17 protein-coding genes are annotated in these 17,503 nt (G+C 66.6%); 12 read left to right on the top strand and 5 right to left on the bottom strand.

What is annotated here, in order from left to right:
• The first annotated feature begins 11 nt into the window (after positions 1–11).
• The 5 genes from C9424_RS10015 (at position 12) to C9424_RS09995 (ending at position 5,918) form a co-directional block, all read left to right on the top strand.
• Positions 12–740: a TetR/AcrR family transcriptional regulator gene (locus tag C9424_RS10015; protein WP_116766706.1), complete on the top strand. Its 729-nt coding sequence runs from the start codon at positions 12–14 to the stop codon at positions 738–740.
• 58 nt (positions 741–798) lie between these two features.
• The gene (locus C9424_RS10010) at positions 799–2,787 is read left to right on the top strand and encodes a PTS mannitol transporter subunit IICBA (protein ID WP_116766705.1); all 1,989 of its coding nucleotides are present in this window, start codon (positions 799–801) and stop codon (positions 2,785–2,787) included.
• A complete protein-coding gene (locus C9424_RS10005; RefSeq protein WP_116766704.1) occupies positions 2,787–3,935 on the top strand; it encodes a mannitol-1-phosphate 5-dehydrogenase in 1,149 nt (382 codons plus the stop codon). Before C9424_RS10010 ends, C9424_RS10005 begins: the two co-directional genes overlap by 1 nt.
• A gap of 215 nt (positions 3,936–4,150) precedes the next feature.
• Positions 4,151–4,633: a MarR family transcriptional regulator gene (locus C9424_RS10000; RefSeq protein WP_116766703.1), complete on the top strand. Its 483-nt coding sequence runs from the start codon at positions 4,151–4,153 to the stop codon at positions 4,631–4,633.
• Between the two features lie 58 nt (positions 4,634–4,691).
• Positions 4,692–5,918, top strand: a complete 1,227-nt coding sequence (locus tag C9424_RS09995; RefSeq protein ID WP_116766702.1) for an MFS transporter — start codon at positions 4,692–4,694, stop codon at positions 5,916–5,918.
• Positions 5,919–5,997: 79 nt separating this feature from the next.
• On the opposite strand, the gene C9424_RS09990 is transcribed toward C9424_RS09995, so the two are convergent.
• The 3 genes from C9424_RS09990 to rraA all read right to left on the bottom strand — a co-directional run bounded on the left by C9424_RS09990 (position 5,998) and on the right by rraA (position 9,867).
• The gene (locus C9424_RS09990; RefSeq protein WP_116766701.1) at positions 5,998–7,449 is read right to left on the bottom strand and encodes a sugar porter family MFS transporter; all 1,452 of its coding nucleotides are present in this window, start codon (positions 7,447–7,449) and stop codon (positions 5,998–6,000) included.
• Positions 7,450–7,628: 179 nt separating this feature from the next.
• Complete coding sequence (locus C9424_RS09985; RefSeq protein WP_116766700.1) at positions 7,629–9,287, bottom strand: MDR family MFS transporter; 1,659 nt, start codon at positions 9,285–9,287, stop codon at positions 7,629–7,631.
• Positions 9,288–9,390: 103 nt separating this feature from the next.
• The gene (gene rraA / locus C9424_RS09980) at positions 9,391–9,867 is read right to left on the bottom strand and encodes a ribonuclease E activity regulator RraA (RefSeq protein ID WP_116766699.1); all 477 of its coding nucleotides are present in this window, start codon (positions 9,865–9,867) and stop codon (positions 9,391–9,393) included.
• Between the two features lie 205 nt (positions 9,868–10,072).
• Between rraA and C9424_RS09975 the strand changes: the two genes are divergently transcribed.
• From C9424_RS09975 to C9424_RS09950, 6 genes are all read left to right on the top strand, one after another.
• The gene (locus C9424_RS09975; RefSeq protein WP_116766698.1) at positions 10,073–11,338 is read left to right on the top strand and encodes an MFS transporter; all 1,266 of its coding nucleotides are present in this window, start codon (positions 10,073–10,075) and stop codon (positions 11,336–11,338) included.
• 180 nt (positions 11,339–11,518) lie between these two features.
• Positions 11,519–12,076, top strand: coding sequence for a TetR/AcrR family transcriptional regulator (locus C9424_RS09970; protein WP_425547234.1), 558 nt, complete (start codon positions 11,519–11,521; stop codon positions 12,074–12,076).
• Between the two features lie 292 nt (positions 12,077–12,368).
• Positions 12,369–13,580, top strand: coding sequence for an NAD(P)-dependent malic enzyme (locus C9424_RS09965; protein ID WP_202615826.1), 1,212 nt, complete (start codon positions 12,369–12,371; stop codon positions 13,578–13,580).
• Positions 13,581–13,653: 73 nt separating this feature from the next.
• The gene (locus C9424_RS09960) at positions 13,654–14,154 is read left to right on the top strand and encodes a DUF456 domain-containing protein (protein ID WP_116766696.1); all 501 of its coding nucleotides are present in this window, start codon (positions 13,654–13,656) and stop codon (positions 14,152–14,154) included.
• A 32-nt stretch (positions 14,155–14,186) separates the two neighbouring features.
• Positions 14,187–15,248 carry a hypothetical protein gene (locus C9424_RS09955; protein WP_237563393.1) on the top strand — a complete coding sequence of 354 codons (1,062 nt, stop codon included), beginning with the start codon at positions 14,187–14,189 and terminating at the stop codon, positions 15,246–15,248.
• Between the two features lie 82 nt (positions 15,249–15,330).
• Positions 15,331–15,687 carry a nuclear transport factor 2 family protein gene (locus C9424_RS09950; protein WP_116766695.1) on the top strand — a complete coding sequence of 119 codons (357 nt, stop codon included), beginning with the start codon at positions 15,331–15,333 and terminating at the stop codon, positions 15,685–15,687.
• Between the two features lie 22 nt (positions 15,688–15,709).
• On the opposite strand, the gene C9424_RS09945 is transcribed toward C9424_RS09950, so the two are convergent.
• Positions 15,710–16,366 (bottom strand): LysE family translocator, encoded by a 657-nt coding sequence (locus tag C9424_RS09945; RefSeq protein WP_116766694.1) that lies wholly within the window; start codon positions 16,364–16,366, stop codon positions 15,710–15,712.
• 118 nt (positions 16,367–16,484) lie between these two features.
• Between C9424_RS09945 and C9424_RS09940 the strand changes: the two genes are divergently transcribed.
• Positions 16,485–16,940 carry an Lrp/AsnC family transcriptional regulator gene (locus C9424_RS09940; protein ID WP_116766693.1) on the top strand — a complete coding sequence of 152 codons (456 nt, stop codon included), beginning with the start codon at positions 16,485–16,487 and terminating at the stop codon, positions 16,938–16,940.
• Between the two features lie 24 nt (positions 16,941–16,964).
• Here the strand turns inward: C9424_RS09940 and C9424_RS09935 are convergent, their stop codons facing one another.
• Entirely contained in the window at positions 16,965–17,423 is a 459-nt protein-coding gene (locus C9424_RS09935) for an Lrp/AsnC family transcriptional regulator (RefSeq protein WP_175460378.1), read from the bottom strand.
• Positions 17,424–17,503 lie beyond the last annotated feature (80 nt).

The following is a 17,503-nucleotide window of genomic DNA, read 5'->3' as shown; positions in this document are numbered from 1 at the left end:
GGGTAGCGGTTATGAGTATCGATGGCCAGCTACCACCCAAAGCCCGGCTGCTGCGTGCGGCCGCCGAGCTGCTGGCCAACTCCGGCGGGTCCGCAGTCTCGACCCGTCAGATCACGCAATTGGCCGGTGTCACGGCGCCGACCCTCTACCACCACTTTGGCGACAAGGAAGGGCTGTTCGACGCCGTCGTCGCAGCGGGTTTTGACGAATATGTCGCGGGCGAACGCGACTTCGCGCCCTCTGGCCAGCCGCTGGAGGACATCCGGAGGATGTGGGACAACCACGTACAGTTCGGGCTGAAACAGCCGGAACTGTACCTCGTCATGTTTGGCAACATCCGCCCTGAGAGCAGGCCGGCGATCGTCGCCGATGCCGAGGCCCTTATGGAGGAGATGCTCAACAAGGCGGCTGTCTCCGGCCAGCTCAACGTCCCGCCCCGGGAGGCTGCCCGGTCCATCCTGGCGGCCAACGTGGGTGTGACCCTCATGTTGATCGCGGAAAAGGCGCCCGAACGCAACCTCGAGCTGTCCACCATGACCCGCGACGCCATGATCTTTGCGGTTTCCACGGAACAGGCCCGGATCAACGATTCTGATGACAGCGGAAAATCCTCCGTGGTTGTGGCGGCAATCGCATTGAACGCAGCACTCCAGGCGTCCCACTCGGACCAGCTCTCCAGTTCGGAACTCAAGCTCTTCCTCGAATGGCTCCACCGGATCTCCACCAGCTCCACCAGCTAGCTCGGCGAAATTATCGGACCATCCTGCAAAGCAGCGGGAACGACGGTTAGGAATTCACATGGCAACAGAGACAGTTGCGAAACCAAAGACCAGCGTGCGGGTACACGTCCAGAAATTCGGGACGTTCCTGTCCGGAATGATCATGCCCAACATCGGCGCTTTTATCGCCTGGGGCTTCATCACGGCGCTCTTCATCCCGGCGGGCTTCTTTCCCAATGCGGACCTCGCCAAGCTTGTCGGGCCGATCATCACGTACCTGCTCCCGCTCCTGATCGGCTACACCGGCGGCCGGATGGTCTACGGCGTGCGTGGCGGCGTGGTGGGTGCCGTGGCCACGATGGGTGTGATCGTCGGTACCGACATCCCCATGTTCATTGGCGCCATGATCCTAGGGCCGCTCACGGCCTGGCTCATGATGAAGGTCGACAAGATCTGGGAAGGCCGCGTCAAGCCCGGCTTCGAGATGCTGATCGACAACTTCTCGGCCGGCATCCTTGCCGCCATCATGGCGGCCGTCGGCATGCTCGTGGTCGGCCCGGTGGTGAAAGCGTTCAGCAACGGCGCCAGCGCCGTGGTCGAATTCCTCGTCGTCAACGGTCTGCTGCCCTTCACCAGCATCTTCATCGAGCCCGCAAAGGTCCTGTTCCTGAACAACGCCGTCAACCACGGCATCCTCACGCCGCTGGGCACGCAGCAGGCGCTCGAACAGGGCAAATCCATCCTGTTCCTGCTTGAAGCAAACCCCGGTCCGGGCTTCGGCATCCTCCTCGCCTACTCATTCTTCGGCAAGGGCCTGGCCAAGGCGTCCGCGCCGGGCGCAGCCGTGATTCAGTTCATCGGCGGCATCCACGAGATCTATTTCCCGTACGTGCTGATGAAGCCGATGACGATCTTCGCCGCAATCGGCGGCGGCATGACCGGCATCTTCACCCTGGTGGTCACCGGCGCCGGACTCCGGTCCCCGGCTGCCCCGGGCAGCATCATCGCCGTCTACGCCGCCACCGCACGCGACAGCTACGTCGGCGTGACACTCTCCGTGCTGTTCGCCACCACGGTGTCCTTCCTGATCGCCTCGGTGATCCTGAAAGCCAGCAAGGCGCCCGCCGAAGACGACCTCGACGAGGCCACCCACCGGATGGAGGCCCTGAAGGGCAAGAAGAGCTCGGTTGCCTCCGCCCTGACCGGTGCCGGCATGAATGCCGGCAGCGTCGCGGTCCTCGCGGGCCCGGTGAAGAACATCGTCTTCGCCTGCGACGCCGGCATGGGCTCCAGCGCGATGGGCGCCTCGGTGCTGCGCAACAAGATCAAGGCTGCCGGCTTCGCGGACGTCAAGGTCACCAACTCCGCAATCGCCAACCTCAGCGACACCTACGACGTCGTCATTACCCACCAGGACCTGACCGAGCGGGCCAAACCCGCCACGGCCAGCGCAGTGCACGTGTCCGTGGACAACTTCATGAACAGCCCGCGGTACGACGAGATCGTGGAGCTGGTCAGGGCCAGCAACACGGACGGGGGAGAGGCTCCCGACGCCGGGGCTCCGGCTACCGCATCTCCTGCCGTCGGCGGCACACCGGAAGCCACCGCTGAGGCTCCCGCCGAAGAGGCTGGCCCGGCGGGCATTCTCGTGGCCGAAAGCGTCATCCTCAACGGCGCCGCAACCACGCGGGACGCCGCGATCGATGAGGCCGGGCAGCTCCTGCTGGACCGCGGCGCCGTCGACTCCGGCTACCTGGACGCCATGCACGAACGCGAGGAATCCGTCTCCACCTACATGGGCAGCTACCTCGCGATCCCGCACGGCACCAATGCCGCGAAGGACCACATCATGAAGTCCGCGGTGTCGGTGATCCGCTACCCGAACGGCATCGACTGGAACGGCAAGGAAGTGAAGTTCGTCGTCGGCGTCGCCGGCATCAACAACGAACACCTGCAGATCCTGTCCTCGATCGCCAAGGTCTTCACCAATAAGGCACAGGTCGCGCAGCTCGAAGCGGCCACCACGGTTGACGAAGTCCTCGCCCTCTTCGGAAAGGTCAACTCCTAGTGAAGGCTGTTCATTTCGGAGCGGGAAACATCGGGCGCGGATTCGTTGGCCTGCTGCTGCACGATGCCGGGTATGAGGTGGTGTTCGCCGACGTCGCGGACGCCCTCATCACCCAGCTGGCTGCCGCGGACAGCTATCAGGTCCACGAGGTGGGAGACAACCCCGCCGTCCGGACCGTCGACAACTTCCGCGCGCTTAACTCCGGCACCCAGGAAGCCGACGTCGTCGCGGAAATCGCGACGGCGGACATCGTCACCACCGCCGTGGGGCCGCACATCCTGAAGTTCGTGGCGCCCGTGATCGCCAAGGGGATCGCAGCCCGCGCGGCCGGGTTGGGGCCGCTGCAGGTGATGGCGTGCGAGAACGCCATTAATGCGACCGACATCCTGAAATCCGAAGTCGCGGCCCAGTGGGATCCGGCCGCCGGATCCCTGGACGCTGCCGCGGTGTTCGCCAACACGGCGGTGGACCGGATTGTGCCCAACCAGGAGGCCGGCCAGGGCCTTGACGTCACGGTGGAGACGTTCTACGAGTGGGTGATCGACCGTACCCCGTTCGCCGGGAAAGAGCCGGTCATTCCGGGAGCGACCTTCGTTGACGACCTCGAACCCTACATCGAGCGGAAGCTGTTCACGGTGAACACCGGCCACGCGGCGGCGGCCTACTTCGGTTTCGAAGCGGGCCTGGGCAAGATTTCCGAGGCCATGGCCGATCAGGACGTCGCGGCAGACGTCCGCGCCGTCCTGGACGAAACCAAGGAGCTCCTGGTGGCCAAGCACGGCTTCAACCGCGAGGAGCAGGAGGCCTATGTGGAGAAAATTCTGGGCCGCTTCTCCAACCCGCACTTGCCGGACACTGTCACCCGGGTGGGCCGCGCCCCGCTGCGCAAACTCGGCCGGCACGAACGCTTCATCGGCCCCGCCGCTGAGCTGGCCGAACGCGGGATTGTCCCGGAGGCACTGCTCGGGGCGATCGCCTCGGCCCTGCGCTTCAACGATCCGGCGGACGCCGAGGCCGTGGAGCTGGCGAAAATCCTGTCCGCATCCACGCCCGACGAGGCCACGGAGAAGATCACGGGCCTGGCGCCGGGCCACCCGCTCTTCGCCCCCGTCTCGTCCCTCATTGAGGAAGCCAAGGCGGTCGTCTAGCCTCTTCCGATAACGCCGAGCACTAAACGCCGACGCCGCAACTCGCCTGAGTTGCGGCGTCGGCGTGTTTAAGCCCCGCAGAGGTGGGCCCACCGTCACCCGCCCGTTGCCCTATCACTTATGGCTCGTATTCGCCGGTTTTAGCGACCATAAGTGACAGGGCAACCCTTCCCCCCATTGACCATTAGGGCGCCTAACTGTTAGGCTACCTAACTATGAACGCTGAACCGGCCGACCCGGGCCTCCTCGCCCTCGCCCAAGACTTCCGCGAGGCCCTTCGCCACAGCATCTACCTCGTCCGCCGCCTGGACGCCGACGGCGAACTGAGTGCCGCGCAGCTCAGCACCCTCAAGATGCTGATGGACTCCAGCCCCGCGTCCGCCGGGGCCGGCGCCTCCGGGTCCGGAGTGCGCGTGGGGGAAATCGCCCGGAACCTCGGCGTCAAAGTGCCCAGCGCCACCGAGCAGATCATCAAGCTCGAGCGCGCCGGCCTCGCCCGCCGGGAACCGGACCCCAACGACTCACGCGCTGTCCGCGTCACCCTCACCCGAGAAGGCCGCGCCGCCGTCGAGTCCGCCAATGAGCGTCGCAACACCGTCATGGCCGGCATCCTCTTGTCCCTTTCGGACGACGACCGCGCCGCGCTTGCGGCCGCGCTGCCGGTCATCGGGAAGATCAACGCAACCCTCCAGGCCTGATACTCATCCGCAATCCGGATACTCACCCACAAATTCCAATCACTTAGGAGTGCCCCCCATGCACGGCCAGTCCGCCGACATACTGCCGGCAGCGGAAGTTACCCTCGAGGCCGAGAAAGCCTCACTACTCAAACAACCCAAGGCGGTATGGGCGACGGCCCTCGCAGCCGTGTTCGCCTTCATGGGAATCGGCCTGGTGGACCCCATCCTGCCCGCGATCGCCAAGAACCTGGACGCCACGCCGAGCCAGGTGTCGCTGCTCTTCACGAGCTATTTCCTGGTGACCGCCGTCGCCATGCTGATCACCGGCTACGTCTCGTCCCGGATCGGCGGGAAGCGGACGCTGCTGATCGGACTGGCGGTGATCGTCGTCTTCGCCTCACTGTCCGGCACCTCGGTCAGCGTGGCTGAACTCATCGGCTTCCGCGCCGGCTGGGGACTGGGCAACGCCCTGTTCGTGGCCACGGCGCTGGCCGTGATCGTCGGCGTCGCGAGTGGCGGCGCGGGCACGGCAATCATCCTTTATGAGGCCGCCCTGGGCCTGGGTATTTCCCTCGGCCCGCTCCTGGGCGCATTGCTCGGCGGCTGGCAGTGGCGCGCACCGTTCTTCGGCACCGCCGTGCTCATGGCCTCGGCGTTCATCGCTCTCATTGCCTTGCTGCCCAAGACCCCGCTGCCCGAGCGCAAGGTCCGTCTCCGGGATCCGTTGCTGGCCCTGGGACACAAGGGGCTCAGGACGACGGCGGCTAGTGGCCTGTTCTACAACTATGGCTTCTTCACCGTCCTCGCCTTCACGCCCTTCATCCTGGGCATGGACGCCTACGGAATCGGCGGGGTGTTCTTCGGCTGGGGCGTCGCCGTCGCCGTCTTCTCAGTGTTTGTTGCTCCCGTGCTGCAGAACCGCTTCGGAGCTGTCAGGGTCCTCACCGGCACCCTGTTCCTGCTGATGCTGGACCTTGTGGGACTGGGCCTGTCCGCAGGGCACTCGGTGCCCGCCGTGGTGGTCCTCGTGGTCATTTCGGGGGCGCTCCTGGGCGTCAACAACACGATCTACACCGAGCTGGCCATGGGTGTTTCCGATTCGCCCCGGCCTGTCGCCTCCGCCGGCTACAACTTCGTGCGCTGGATGGGCGGCGCCCTGGCACCGTTCGCTGCCGCGCAGTTGGGCGAGCACTTCGGCCCGCAAGTGCCGTTCTACGCCGGTGCAGTGGCCATGGTGGTGGCTATTGCTGTGGTCTTCGGCGGACGCCGCTACCTGGCAGCGCACGAGCCGCACGTGGTCTAGTGAGCCGAGGTAACAGAAACGCCCATGTTCCGCGGAACATGGGCGTTTCTGCTACCTCCTGCGGCTCGCAGGGAAGGCCTCAAGCCTTGTCGGAAGCCTTGGCGGATCCCTTGGGCACGAACAGTGTCTCGGCCTGTTCCAGGGACATCCCGTTGGTCTCGGGCACCCTGAACGCGACGAAGAAGAACGACGCCGCGGCGAACAGTGCGTACATGGCGTACGTCAGGGGCAGCGAGGCCGCGGCCATGACGGGGAAGCTCAGCGTGATGGCGAAGTTGGCGATCCACTGCGCGGCAGCGGCCAGGCCGAGGGCGCGGGCCCGGATCCGGGACGGGAAGATTTCGCCCAGCAGCACCCATACCAGCGGGCCCCACGAGGCGCCGAAGCTGATCACGAAGACGTTGGCGGCCACCAGGGCCGCGGGACCCCACGCGCCGGGCAGCGTGATGGCGTCACCGGAGCCGGTGGCCGAGCCGAAGGCCAGGGCCATGGTGCCCAGCGAGACGGCCATACCGATGGAACCCGCGAGCAGGATGGGGCGGCGGCCGATCCGGTCCACGAGGGCGATCGCGACCAGCGTCACCAGGATGTTCGTGACGGCGGTGGCCACGGAGATCATGAGGGAATCCTTTTCCTGGAAGCCCACGGCCTTCCACAGCGTGGTGGAGTAGTAGAAGATCACGTTGATGCCGACGAACTGCTGCAGCACGGACAGGACGATGCCGACCCAGACAACCGGCTTCAGGCCCAGGACGTTGCCGCGCAGGGACCCCTTCTTGCCGGCGAGCTTGTCCTCCTCGATGGCCTCCTTGATCTCGCGCAGGTGGCGGTCGGTGTCCTCGCTGGGGGCAATCGACTGGAAGACCTTGAGGGCCTCGTCGTCCTTGCCCTTGAAGACCAGGAAGCGCGGGGACTCCGGCAGGGTGAAGGCGATCCAGCCGTAGATGACGGCGGGGACGGCTCCGGCCAGGAACATCCAGCGCCAGGCCCCGATGCCGAGCCACAGGTTCTGGTCCGCTCCGCCGGCAGTGTTGGCGAAGACGGCGTCGGAGAGCAGGGCGGCGAAGATGCCGGTGGTGATGGCGAGCTGCTGGAGCGAGGCCAGGCGGCCGCGGACGTGCCGCGGCGAGATTTCGGAGATGTAGGCCGGTGCGATCACCGATGCCAGCCCGATGCCCAGGCCGCCTATCAGGCGCCAGAAGATCAGGTCCCAGACGCCGAAGCAGAAGCCGGTGCCGATGGCACTGGCCAGGAACAGCACGGCGCCCAACTTCATGGCCGGGATCCGGCCGTAGCGGTCAGCCACCTTGCCCGCGAGGTAGGCGCCGGCCGCGCAGCCAAGCAGGGCGACGGCGACGGCGAAGCCGGTCACGGCCTCGCTGAGCGCGAACTCCTCCTTGATGGCATCGACGGCGCCGTTGACCACGGACGAGTCGAAGCCGAAGAGGAAGCCGCCGACTGCGCCCGCCACGGCCAGCCAAATGACCCGTTTGGGGATCTTGGCGGTGGTCTGGTCCTGGGTGATGGTCATAAGGCTCCCTCGGCAACTCGCGGTCCACGGCCTGCGCCGCAGCTACCAAGTCTTACACCGGACCCGGTGCGGTGCCTGTCACAAGGCCGGAAAATGAGAGCAAGCTTACATTCCAGGGAAACAGCGACGGCAGGCAGTCCAAACGACTGCCTGCCGTGACGCATTGCTGCATTGAAGGCCTAGTGGGCGGCGGCCGCGGCGCTCTCCCTGGATACCGTCTTCGGGTCCGTGAGTTTCTTGTTCGGCAGGGCGAAGGTGATCAGGAAGGCGATGCCGGTGAGGACAGCGGCCGTGAGCATGACGGCGTCGATCGACTGCGCGAAGCCCTCCGTGATGGGCCGGGTCAACGTCGAATTGGCCGTGTGCAGCCAGCTGGTGTCATTCAGCGAGTCATTGCTGGCGCCGTTCTTGAAGAAGTCGTACAGCTTCGCGTTGGCGGGGTCCGCAGCCACGGCCGGATCCTTCAGCACCTTGAGGTATTCAGGGTCCTGCACGGCGTCCTTCATGCCGGTGGCGATCTTGTCGGCGGCGAGGCTGAAGAGCATGGAGATGAACACGGCCGTTCCGACCGCGCCGCCCATGGACCGGAAGAACGCGGCGGCGGATGTGCCCACACCCATGTCCTTGGACGGAACGGAGACCTGCATGGCCAGCGTCAGGGGCTGCATGCAGAAGCCCAGGCCCAGGCCGAAGAACACGGCGATGAAGCCCGGGACCCACAGCGGCGTGTCGACGCCGAGGGATAGGCCCATGACGACGGCGGCGCCGGTCAGGATGGCGGTGCCCAGGATCGGGAAGATCCGGTAGGTGCCCGATGCCGAGATGGTCCGGCCGGCCGTGATGGAGCCGGTGAGGATGCCCACTGTGAAGGTGATCATCATGAGGCCGGCCTCGGTGGGAGTCAGGCCCTTGACCAGCTGCAGGTACATCGGAAGCATCGCGATGGCACCGAACATGCCGATGCCGATGATGAAGTTCAGCAGCGAGGACAGGCCGAAGGTGATGTTCTGGAACAGCCGCAGCGGGATGAGCGCGTAGTCAGCGGCGTGCTTTTCGGCCAGCAGGAACGCAATGATGCCCACAACGCCCAGTCCGTAGCAGAGGAAGGAGTTGGTGGAGCTCCAGCCCCACGTGCGGCCCTGCTCGGCGACGAGGAGGAGCGGGACGATCGCCAGGGTGATGGCGGCGGCGCCCCAGTAATCGATCTTCTGCTTCACATGCTTGGCGGGGAGGTGCAGGTACATGAACACCACCGTGAGCGCGGCGATGCCGATCGGCAGGTTGATGAGGAACACCCAGCGCCAGCCGTCGATTCCGAGGATGGTCTCGGTGCCTGCGAAGGCGCCGCCGATCACCGGGCCCAGGACGGAGGAGACGCCGAAGACGGACATGAAGTAGCCCTGGTATTTGGCGCGGTCCTTGAGCGCCACGATGTCGCCGATGATGGTCAGGGCGAGGGCCAGGAGGCCGCCGGCGCCCATGCCCTGGATGCCGCGGGCGATCGCGAGTTCGGTCATGGAGTGGACCGATCCGGCATAGAGCGAGCCGGCGAGGAAGATCAGGATGGCGATGAGGTACAGCGGGCGGCGTCCGAAGATGTCGCTGAGCTTGCCGTAGAGCGGCGTGCTCACCGTGGAGGTGATGAGGTAGGCGGTAGTGGCCCAGGCCTGCAGGGACAGGCCGTCGAGGTCGTTTGCGATCGTGTAGATCGAGGTGGACACGATCGTCTGGTCCAGCGAGGACAGGAACATGCCGAGCATGAGTCCCACCATGACGGTGATGGTCTGACGGTGGGTCAGGACCTCTCCTGCGGCGCGCACGGAGGTGGTTTTGGACATGACTGCTCCAAGGGGAAGTGTGGGGATCAAGCTGATAGTTGCTTTCAGTAACTATGTTACTGGCAGATTTGTTCCCGCTACTACCGTCCGAAGAAGAAAGTCCTTAGCGTTCCACCAGAATTCCGTCCGGATCGCACCAGATCATCGCGCCGGGCCGGATGGTCACGCCGCCGATCTCCAGCGGAACATCCACTTCCCCGGCGCCTTCTTTGGCGCTCTTGCGCGGGTTGCTGCCGAGCGCCTTCACACCGAGCGGCAGCCCGGCGATGGCGAGCCGGTCCCGGATGGCCCCATTGATGACGACGCCGGCCCAGCCGTTAGCGACGGCGCTCGCCGCGATCATGTCCCCCATCAGTGCGGTGCGGAGAGACCCGGCGCCGTCGACCACCAGGACGGAGCCGTTTCCGGGAGTGGCCAGCAGGGACTTGACCAGCGCGTTGTCCTCGAAGCACCGGATGGTCCGGACCGGTCCGCTGAAGTGCGTGCGGCCGCCCAGGGACTGGAACTGCGCGGACACGGAGTCGAGCTCCTCGCCGCGCTCATCGTAAAGGTCTGCGGTATTGACGGCGGAAGCGTTCACGGTCACTCCTTCGGTGTCGGCAGCGCGTGTTGGCTGCGGGTGTCATCCCCGAGACTCGCACATACCCGGTTCCCGTGCCACCGCGGACAGTCCATCGGACAAGTCCACCGGGCAAGTCCGCCGGGCAACTCTGCTGCGCGGCTCCGCCGCGATAGTCTGGCTCCGCACTGATACATATGCCTGATCATCAGTTCCAGGGGGAGCCATGAGCATGTCCGATACCACCGCGCCGGCGCTCGCCGAGCCAGAGCACCGCGTCCGGCCCGTCTGGACCGCAGGGGTGGTACTGGTTAACGTCGGCATCAACGCGGCATTCTTCGGCCCGATCCAGGTGCTCCTCGGCCAGCAGGCGGCAGCCTTCAGCGAACCGGACAAGGAAGCCATCCTCGCCCTCGTAACAGGCGCAGGGGCCGCCGTCTCGCTCGTCGCCAACCCTCTCGTGGGCGCCTTCAGCGACCGCACCACCGCGCGCCGGGGCCGCCGGGTGCCGTGGGTGATTTTCGGCGCCATCCTGGGCGCCGCGACACTGATCGCGCTGGCGGGCGCCCCTAATGTCGCCGTCATGACGCTGCTCTGGTGCCTCGTCCAGGCCGGCTGCAACGGCGCCTACGCGGCCATCACCGCGGCCATCCCGGACCGGGTGCCCGTCCCGCAGCGCGGCACGGTGGGCGGACTGGCTGCCATGGGGCAGACAGTCGGGATCCTGGCCGGGGCAGTGATCGCCGCCGCCGTCACCGGAAACTTCGCCGCGGGGTACCTCGTCTGCGCGCTGGCGCTGCTTGCCGGCGTCGTGCTGTATTACTTCAAGAACGACGACGTCCCGCTGCCTGCGCAGGTCCGGCCGCCGTTCAGCCTGGCCGGGTTTGTGCGGGGCTTTTGGATTTCCCCGGCCCGCCACCCGGATTTCGCCTGGGCCTGGCTGACGCGGCTGCTGGTGAACATCGGCAACCACATGGTCACCCTCTATCTGTTGTTCTTCCTCAATGACGCCGTCCGCGTCCGTGAAACCCAGGGCATCGAGCCCGAGTTTGGTGTCCTGATCCTGACCGGCCTTTACGCGGTCATGGTGATCGCCACCAGCGTGGTGGGCGGCCGGCTGAGCGATCGCCTGGGGCGCCGGAAACCGCTGGTCATCATCTCGTCAGCCGTGATCGCCGCGGCCTCCCTCATCCTTGCGTTCGCGCCCACGTGGCCGGGCGCGCTGATCGGCGCCTCGGTGCTGGGCATCGGCTTCGGCTGCTACTTGGCGGTGGACTTCGCGCTCATCACCCAGGTGCTTCCCACGGCACTGGACCGGGGCAAGGATCTCGGCGTCATTAACATCGCCAACTCGCTGCCCCAAGTGATCGCCCCGCTCATCGCATTTCCGTTTGTGGCTCTCTGGGGCGGCTATGTCTCGCTGTATGTCGCGGCCGCCGTAATCGGACTTCTGGGCGCCGTGTTCGTGGTGAAGATCAAGGGCGTGGACTGAGCCGGGCTCGTCCCCTTCCGGGGCTCCTGCGGCCCCGGCTGACTCGCCGGACGTCCGGTTTCGTGGCGTATAGTGGACGGCAATTGCCGCGGCAGCGCTGTGGGGGATAGCTCCCGGCTGCCGAGAAAAACGACCCCCGGAACGCTGCTGATGCCTGACTTTCACTCAGATCTTCCACCGATGGCCCCTCCCCCCACTCTGCCCCGGCAACGGCTCCGCTACGTGCGGATCCTGGACGTTGCCGCAGGGTTTGCCCGCAAGGGCCTGGACTCCGTAGTCCTTTCCGAGGTGGCGGCCAAGGCGGATGTTCCCCTGGGGACGCTGTACCGCTACTTCCCCTCGGCCACCCAGCTGGTCCTGGCGCTGTACCGCAAGCAGCTGGGCGAACTCCTCGCGGGGAGCTCGCCGGCGGCGGGAAAAGCTGCGGCCCAGGCGCTTGTGGGGGTAGTGATGGAGATCTTCCACATGCGCCTCATGCAGCCTGCCGTGGAGCAGTGCCTCAACCGGGCGGTATACGTCAAGGACACGGACACCACGCGGCTGCTCCGTGAGATCGATGCGACAGCCGAGAAGGCCGTGACGGCCGCGTGCGGCGACGCCGCCGTCGCCAGGGTCTTGTTGCTAACGGTCACCGGGCTGGTCCAGGCCGTCCGCTGCCGCCGGCTGTCCCTCTTCGAAGCTGAAGAGGACCTCAAGAAGGCCTGTTCGCTTCTGCAGGGGGCACGACAGGCCGCGTAACTGGTCTAGACCGGTAGAGCTACAAACTGCACCGTGAGTGTGATCTAAGTCACAGAAGACGATGGTCAAACGTTTCACCGTCGCGGGGAATGACTGCAGTGCCGCCTCATCGCCAGGGCGCGTTGTTTACCATGGCTAGACCGGAGAAGGCTGACGCCAGCAACTCCGGGGGTTCCACCGGCGACCGCCACCTCTGGTTGCCGCCGACGCCCCCGACAGACCAACTTGAGCATCTGACGTGCTCAAGCTTCCATGTGCCGTGCGCCCACGGTGATTCCCAGGAGACAACGACGTGTCCACTGAAACGATCATTCCCGCCGATTCCGCTTCCCCGGCCGAGACAGTTGCCGCGCTCAGCGACGAGGAAATCTTCGCATCCCACCAGGGCGGCAAGCTGTCGATTTCCAGCACTGTCCCTCTTGCCAGCAAGCGCGACCTCTCCATCGCCTACACGCCCGGCGTCGCCCAGGTCAGCCGCGCCATCCACGCCAACCCGGAGCTCGCCAAGACGCTCACGTGGGCCCAGCGCCTCGTGGTCGTCGTCAGCGACGGCACGGCCGTGCTGGGCCTGGGCAACATCGGGGCCAGCGCCTCGCTGCCCGTGATGGAGGGCAAGTCCGCGCTCTTCAAGGCCTTCGGAGAGCTCGACTCCATCCCGCTGGTCCTGAACACCACCGACGTCGACGAAATTGTCGAGACGCTCGTCCGGCTGCGCCCGAGCTTCGGCGCCGTCAACCTCGAGGACGTCGCCGCGCCCCGCTGCTTCGAACTTGAAGAAAAGCTCATCGAAGCGCTGGACTGCCCGGTCATGCACGATGACCAGCACGGCACCGCCGTCGTGGTCCTCGCCGCCCTGACCAACGCCGCCAAGGTGACCGGCCGGACGCTCGAGAGCCTGCGCGTGGTGGTCTCCGGCGCCGGAGCCGCCGGCATCGCCGTCGCCGAAATCCTGCTGACGGCCGGGGTCGGCGACGTCGTCCTCCTGGACTCCCGCGGTGCGATCAGCAAGGACCGCGCGGACATCGCCGCGGATCCGGCCAGCAAAAAGGCCGAGCTCGCCGCCCGCAGCAACCCGCGCGGCGTGACCGGCGGCCCCGGCGAGGCGCTGCTTGGCGCCGACGTGTTCGTCGGCGTCTCTTCCTCGAAGCTGGACGAGGAGCACCTGAAACTGATGAACCACAGTTCGATCGTGTTCGCCCTGTCCAACCCGGACCCGGAAGTTCTGCCGGAGGTCGCTAGCAAGTACGCGGCCGTTGTGGCTACCGGACGCAGCGACTTCCCGAACCAGATCAACAACGTCCTGGCCTTCCCCGGCATCTTCCGCGGAGCCCTGGACGCCGGCGCCCGCCGGATCACCCCGGCCATGAAGCTCGCCGCGGCCCGCGCCATCGCCGAACTCGCCGAGGACGACCTGTCCGCCGACTACATCGTGCCCAGCCCGCTTGACCCCCGGGTTGCCCCGGCCGTCTCCGCAGCAGTCGCCGCGGCGGTCGAAGCCGAGTAGCCACAGCTGACCAAACGACGACGGCGGCGCTTCCTTGGGGGGAGCGCCGCCGTCGCCGTTCTAGACTGGGGCCATGAACCCCGAGAGTGCCGTGACCGTGCTGTGCGGCCTCGCCATCCTGGTGGGCGTGGCCGGAACCATCATCCCCGTGCTGCCCGGCAGCATCCTGATCGGGCTGAGCCTGTTCGCCTGGGCGTTGTGGGGCGGCGCCGGAACCACGGGCTGGGTGGTTTTCGGGATCGGCCTGGCCTTCGTCCTGGCCGGCATGGCCGCCAGCACGGTGCTGACCGGCCGGAAACTCAAGCAGCACAGCATCCCGAGCCGTTCCGTGGTGGTGGGGCTGGTGCTGGGCGTCGCCGGCATGTTCATCATCCCCGTCGTCGGGCTGTTCGTGGGCTTCGCCGCCGGGCTTCTGCTCAGCGAGCTGCAGCGTACGCGGGTGTTCAGCACCGCAGTGGCGTCGAGCTGGGCGGCGCTGAAGGCCACTGGCCTTGGCATGATCGTGGAGTTCGGCCTCGCGTGCCTTTCCGCGAGCACCTGGGTGATCGGCCTCTGGGTGGCCGCGGCCGCCTAGCAGGGGTCGCCCGGTCCTACTACCATGAGGGAATGAGCGCCACATCTGGCGAATCCGCCCACCTGAAGCCCAGTGTTCCCAGCCCCACGGGCCCGATCCGCACGGGTCCCATCCCCGCCGGCGGGTCCCGGGGGCAGGGCAGGCCGTATACCGAAACCCGCGATCTGACCCCCTTCCGCAAAGCCGTGGTCCGGACGCCCGTCCGCGGCCTGGCCGGCAACGTGGGCGGTGTGGTGACCGGACTCATGGCGGGCCGGGTCCCGGGGACGCTGGCCGCCGAGGGCGGGGTGCCCCGCCTGGGCAGAATGCCCGGCCGGATGCCGGGCAAGACGACGAAAGCCGTACACGCCGCCGTCTTCGGCAGCACCGAGCCGGACGGGCTGATTGCCCTGGCCCGCACCTACCCCGGTTGGTCCGGACTTTGCTATCTCATGGCCGGGCTGCTGGCGTACTCACACGGCGGCCATCTGCGCGCCTCCGAGCTCTTAAGGCATGGAATGAGCCTCCGGAACGACGCCGACGCCAACCGCTACGCCGCCGTGTACCTGGCGGGTGTGGTCACCAGGGTAGAGGTGGCCGAGCGGATCGAAGTTCCCGTGCTCTTCAGCGAGGAGGCCGTGGTTCTGGCCCTGTCGCATTCCCTGCGCGAGACCGGCCAGACGGAGGAGGCCCTGGCGGCCCTGGCCGGTCTGCCGCCGTCGTTGCCTCTGGCTCTGGCTCGGTGTTCCCTTGCGGCAGAGCTGGGACACGACGTCGACGTGGTGGCAGACACCGAGGGGCTGCTGAACGCGGACGATCTGGCCGCCGCCCTGTTGCTGGTGCGTGCCCGGTGCCTTCGCAGGCTCGGAGCCTACGGCGCGTCCCGTTCCGCCCTTCAGGAGGTCCTGCGGCGCCGGAAGACGCACCTGGCCCTGCGCAGCGACGCGCTGACGGACCAGGCGTTGCTTATCCTCGAGGCGGGCCGCAAGACGTTCGGCGGCCGCGAATGGCAACGCCGGAAATCGACAGAGGTGGAACATGTGGAGGTCGTCCGCAAGGACGCGGAACTGCACGAACTCTGGGACCGCGAATACGGCAGCGCTAGCGACGGCTGACAGGTCAGCGGGCCCACTTGGTGGCCAAATCCACGTAGCCACTACCCTTGCGGGCCTCCGTGGCGGGTAGTACAAACGAGGCATGAGAGATGCCGTGGCGCGCTGGATGCAGCACTACATCACGGCGTGGACGACGAACGACCCGGAGGACATCCGGGCGCTGTTCACCGAGGACGCCATCTATGCCACAAGCCCCCAGGAGCCAGAACCCTGGCGGGGCCGCGAAGATATCGTGGAGCACTGGCTCGCCGGGCGCGACGAGCCGGATGACTGGACGTTTGAGTGGAAGCTGCTTGGGGTCGACGGCGGCCGGGCATTCGTACAGGGCCTGACCACCTACCGCGGCAACAGCCGAAGTTATGACAACCTGTGGATCATCCAGCTCACCGCGGACGGCCGCGCGTCGTCCTTCACCGAGTGGTACATGCAGCGCAAATAGCCTCTGCCATGGATTCGCCGGCTCAGGCGCGGGTCATCGCCGCGCTGACGGCGGGAACGATTTGTTCAGCGAGCAGCATGGCGCCCAGGATCAGCATGATGATCCCGCTGGCCAGCGTCACCTGACGGGCGGCGCCCGGCCGAGCGTGCAGCAGTCTCCGGGCCAGAAGGGCCACGCAGCTGTAGATGACGCCCACGAGCAGCACGAACGTGAGGCCGAGCAGCCCCGACTGGACGGGAACCGGCAGCGCGGCGTCCGGGCTGACGAATTGCGGCACCAAAGCAACAAAGAACAGCAGGCCCTTGGGGTTGATCCCGCTGATGCCGATGCCCTGGAGGAAGATCCGGAACTGGCTCGCAGGGGCCGCCGCCGGGCGAGCGTCCGTGCTGAAAGTGGCGCCGCGCCAGGACCGCAGGGTGCTGTAGCCCAGCCACAGCAGGTAGAGGGCGCCCGCCGCCGTCAGCCAGCCGAGCACGCCGGGCATTCCGGCCAGCAGTGCCGCCAGTCCCAGCACCAGGAGCACGGTGTGCAGGGCGTAGCCGCCGCACAGTCCGGCGACGGCGGGAGCGAAGCTGCGCTGCCTCAGCCCCGCGGCAATCGAGTACGCCCAGTCGACGCCGGGGGTGCAGGCCAGGGCGACGGCGACAACCAGGAAGGCGAGGAAAAGCTGGGGGTTCACGGCAGACTCCAGGGGATGCAGTACCTCGTAGCAGGTACAAGGAAAACTCTAGGCAAATCCGGCCCGGAAATGTTCGCCTATTTACCGCCGAATCGCCCCATCACGGTAAGATTCTTGCGTGATTGACAATATTGACAGAAGTATTTTGCGTCACCTCCAAACGGACGGACGAATGACTGCCACGGCGCTGGCCTCGAAGGTCGGGCTGACCGTGGCCCCGTGTCATCGCCGGCTGCGGGATCTGGAGGCCGCGGGGATCATCCGGGGCTACCGGGCGGACATCGATCCGGCCGCCGTCGGGCTCGGCTTCGAGGCGATCGTTTTCGTGACGCTGCGCCAGGTGGACCGATCGACGATGGAGATCTTCGAGAACCGGGTAGCGGACAACCCCAACATCGTCGAAGCCCAGCGTCTCTTCGGCTCGCCGGACTATCTGCTCAAGGTCATCGCAGAGGATCTTCCGTCCTACCAGCGCTTCTACGACAGCGAGCTGACCTCCCTTCCCGGCGTCGAACGCCTGACGTCCACGCTGGTCATGAAGAACCTGAAGTCGAACACCGGGCCGCCGGTCTGAACGGCGACTTCGGGGCTGCCGGGCTCAGGCGCCCAGGAGTCCCGTCGTCCGGTAGGGGATGACCTCGCGAAGGAACATGCTCGTCGAGGTCCGGACGATGCCGGGACACAGCCGGATTTCCTCGGACACGCGGTAGAGGTCATCCGGGCTCTTGGCCACCACCCGGATCAGGAGGTCGGTGTCCCCGGCCGGGGCATGGCATTCGAGCACCTCGGGGATGTTGCGCAGGGCTGCGATCGCCTCGTTGAGGTGGCTCTGGTCCAGTTCCGCGCTCACCGCAGCCGCCACGCCGCGGCCCAAGGCGGACGGCAGGACCCGGCTGCTGTTCGGCCGGAGCGCGCCCGACGCCGACATCCGCTCCAGGCGGGACTGCACAGTGCCCCGGGCCAGGCCCAGCTTTTGCGCCAGCAGCATGACCGGCACGCGGGGATCGTCGTCCAGCGCGGCGAGGATCCGCCGGTCGGTCGCGTCGAGCTCCTGCAAAATGACCACTTCCTGTTCACTCTTCCGGCTGTAGTTGATCAGACTGACTACTCCTGGCCCGGTCCGTTGCACCAACTGTA

This window comes from Arthrobacter sp. H-02-3 (genome assembly GCF_003097355.1).
In the GTDB taxonomy this organism is placed as follows: Bacteria; Actinomycetota; Actinomycetes; order Actinomycetales; family Micrococcaceae; genus Arthrobacter; species Arthrobacter humicola.
The sequence above is the reverse complement of the archived record's forward strand: the minus strand, read 5'-3'. Positions and strand labels throughout refer to the sequence as shown.

Coding starts and splice junctions, on each gene's coding strand:
- C9424_RS10015 (WP_116766706.1), top strand. CDS start 12: ATGAGTATCGATGGCCAGCTACCACCCAAAGCCCGGCTGCTGCGTGCG.
- C9424_RS10010 (WP_116766705.1), top strand. CDS start 799: ATGGCAACAGAGACAGTTGCGAAACCAAAGACCAGCGTGCGGGTACAC.
- C9424_RS10000 (WP_116766703.1), top strand. CDS start 4,151: ATGAACGCTGAACCGGCCGACCCGGGCCTCCTCGCCCTCGCCCAAGAC.
- C9424_RS09995 (WP_116766702.1), top strand. CDS start 4,692: ATGCACGGCCAGTCCGCCGACATACTGCCGGCAGCGGAAGTTACCCTC.
- C9424_RS09990 (WP_116766701.1), bottom strand. CDS start 7,449: ATGACCATCACCCAGGACCAGACCACCGCCAAGATCCCCAAACGGGTC.
- C9424_RS09985 (WP_116766700.1), bottom strand. CDS start 9,287: ATGTCCAAAACCACCTCCGTGCGCGCCGCAGGAGAGGTCCTGACCCAC.
- C9424_RS09975 (WP_116766698.1), top strand. CDS start 10,073: ATGAGCATGTCCGATACCACCGCGCCGGCGCTCGCCGAGCCAGAGCAC.
- C9424_RS09970 (WP_425547234.1), top strand. CDS start 11,519: ATGGCCCCTCCCCCCACTCTGCCCCGGCAACGGCTCCGCTACGTGCGG.
- C9424_RS09960 (WP_116766696.1), top strand. CDS start 13,654: ATGAACCCCGAGAGTGCCGTGACCGTGCTGTGCGGCCTCGCCATCCTG.
- C9424_RS09955 (WP_237563393.1), top strand. CDS start 14,187: ATGAGCGCCACATCTGGCGAATCCGCCCACCTGAAGCCCAGTGTTCCC.
- C9424_RS09950 (WP_116766695.1), top strand. CDS start 15,331: ATGAGAGATGCCGTGGCGCGCTGGATGCAGCACTACATCACGGCGTGG.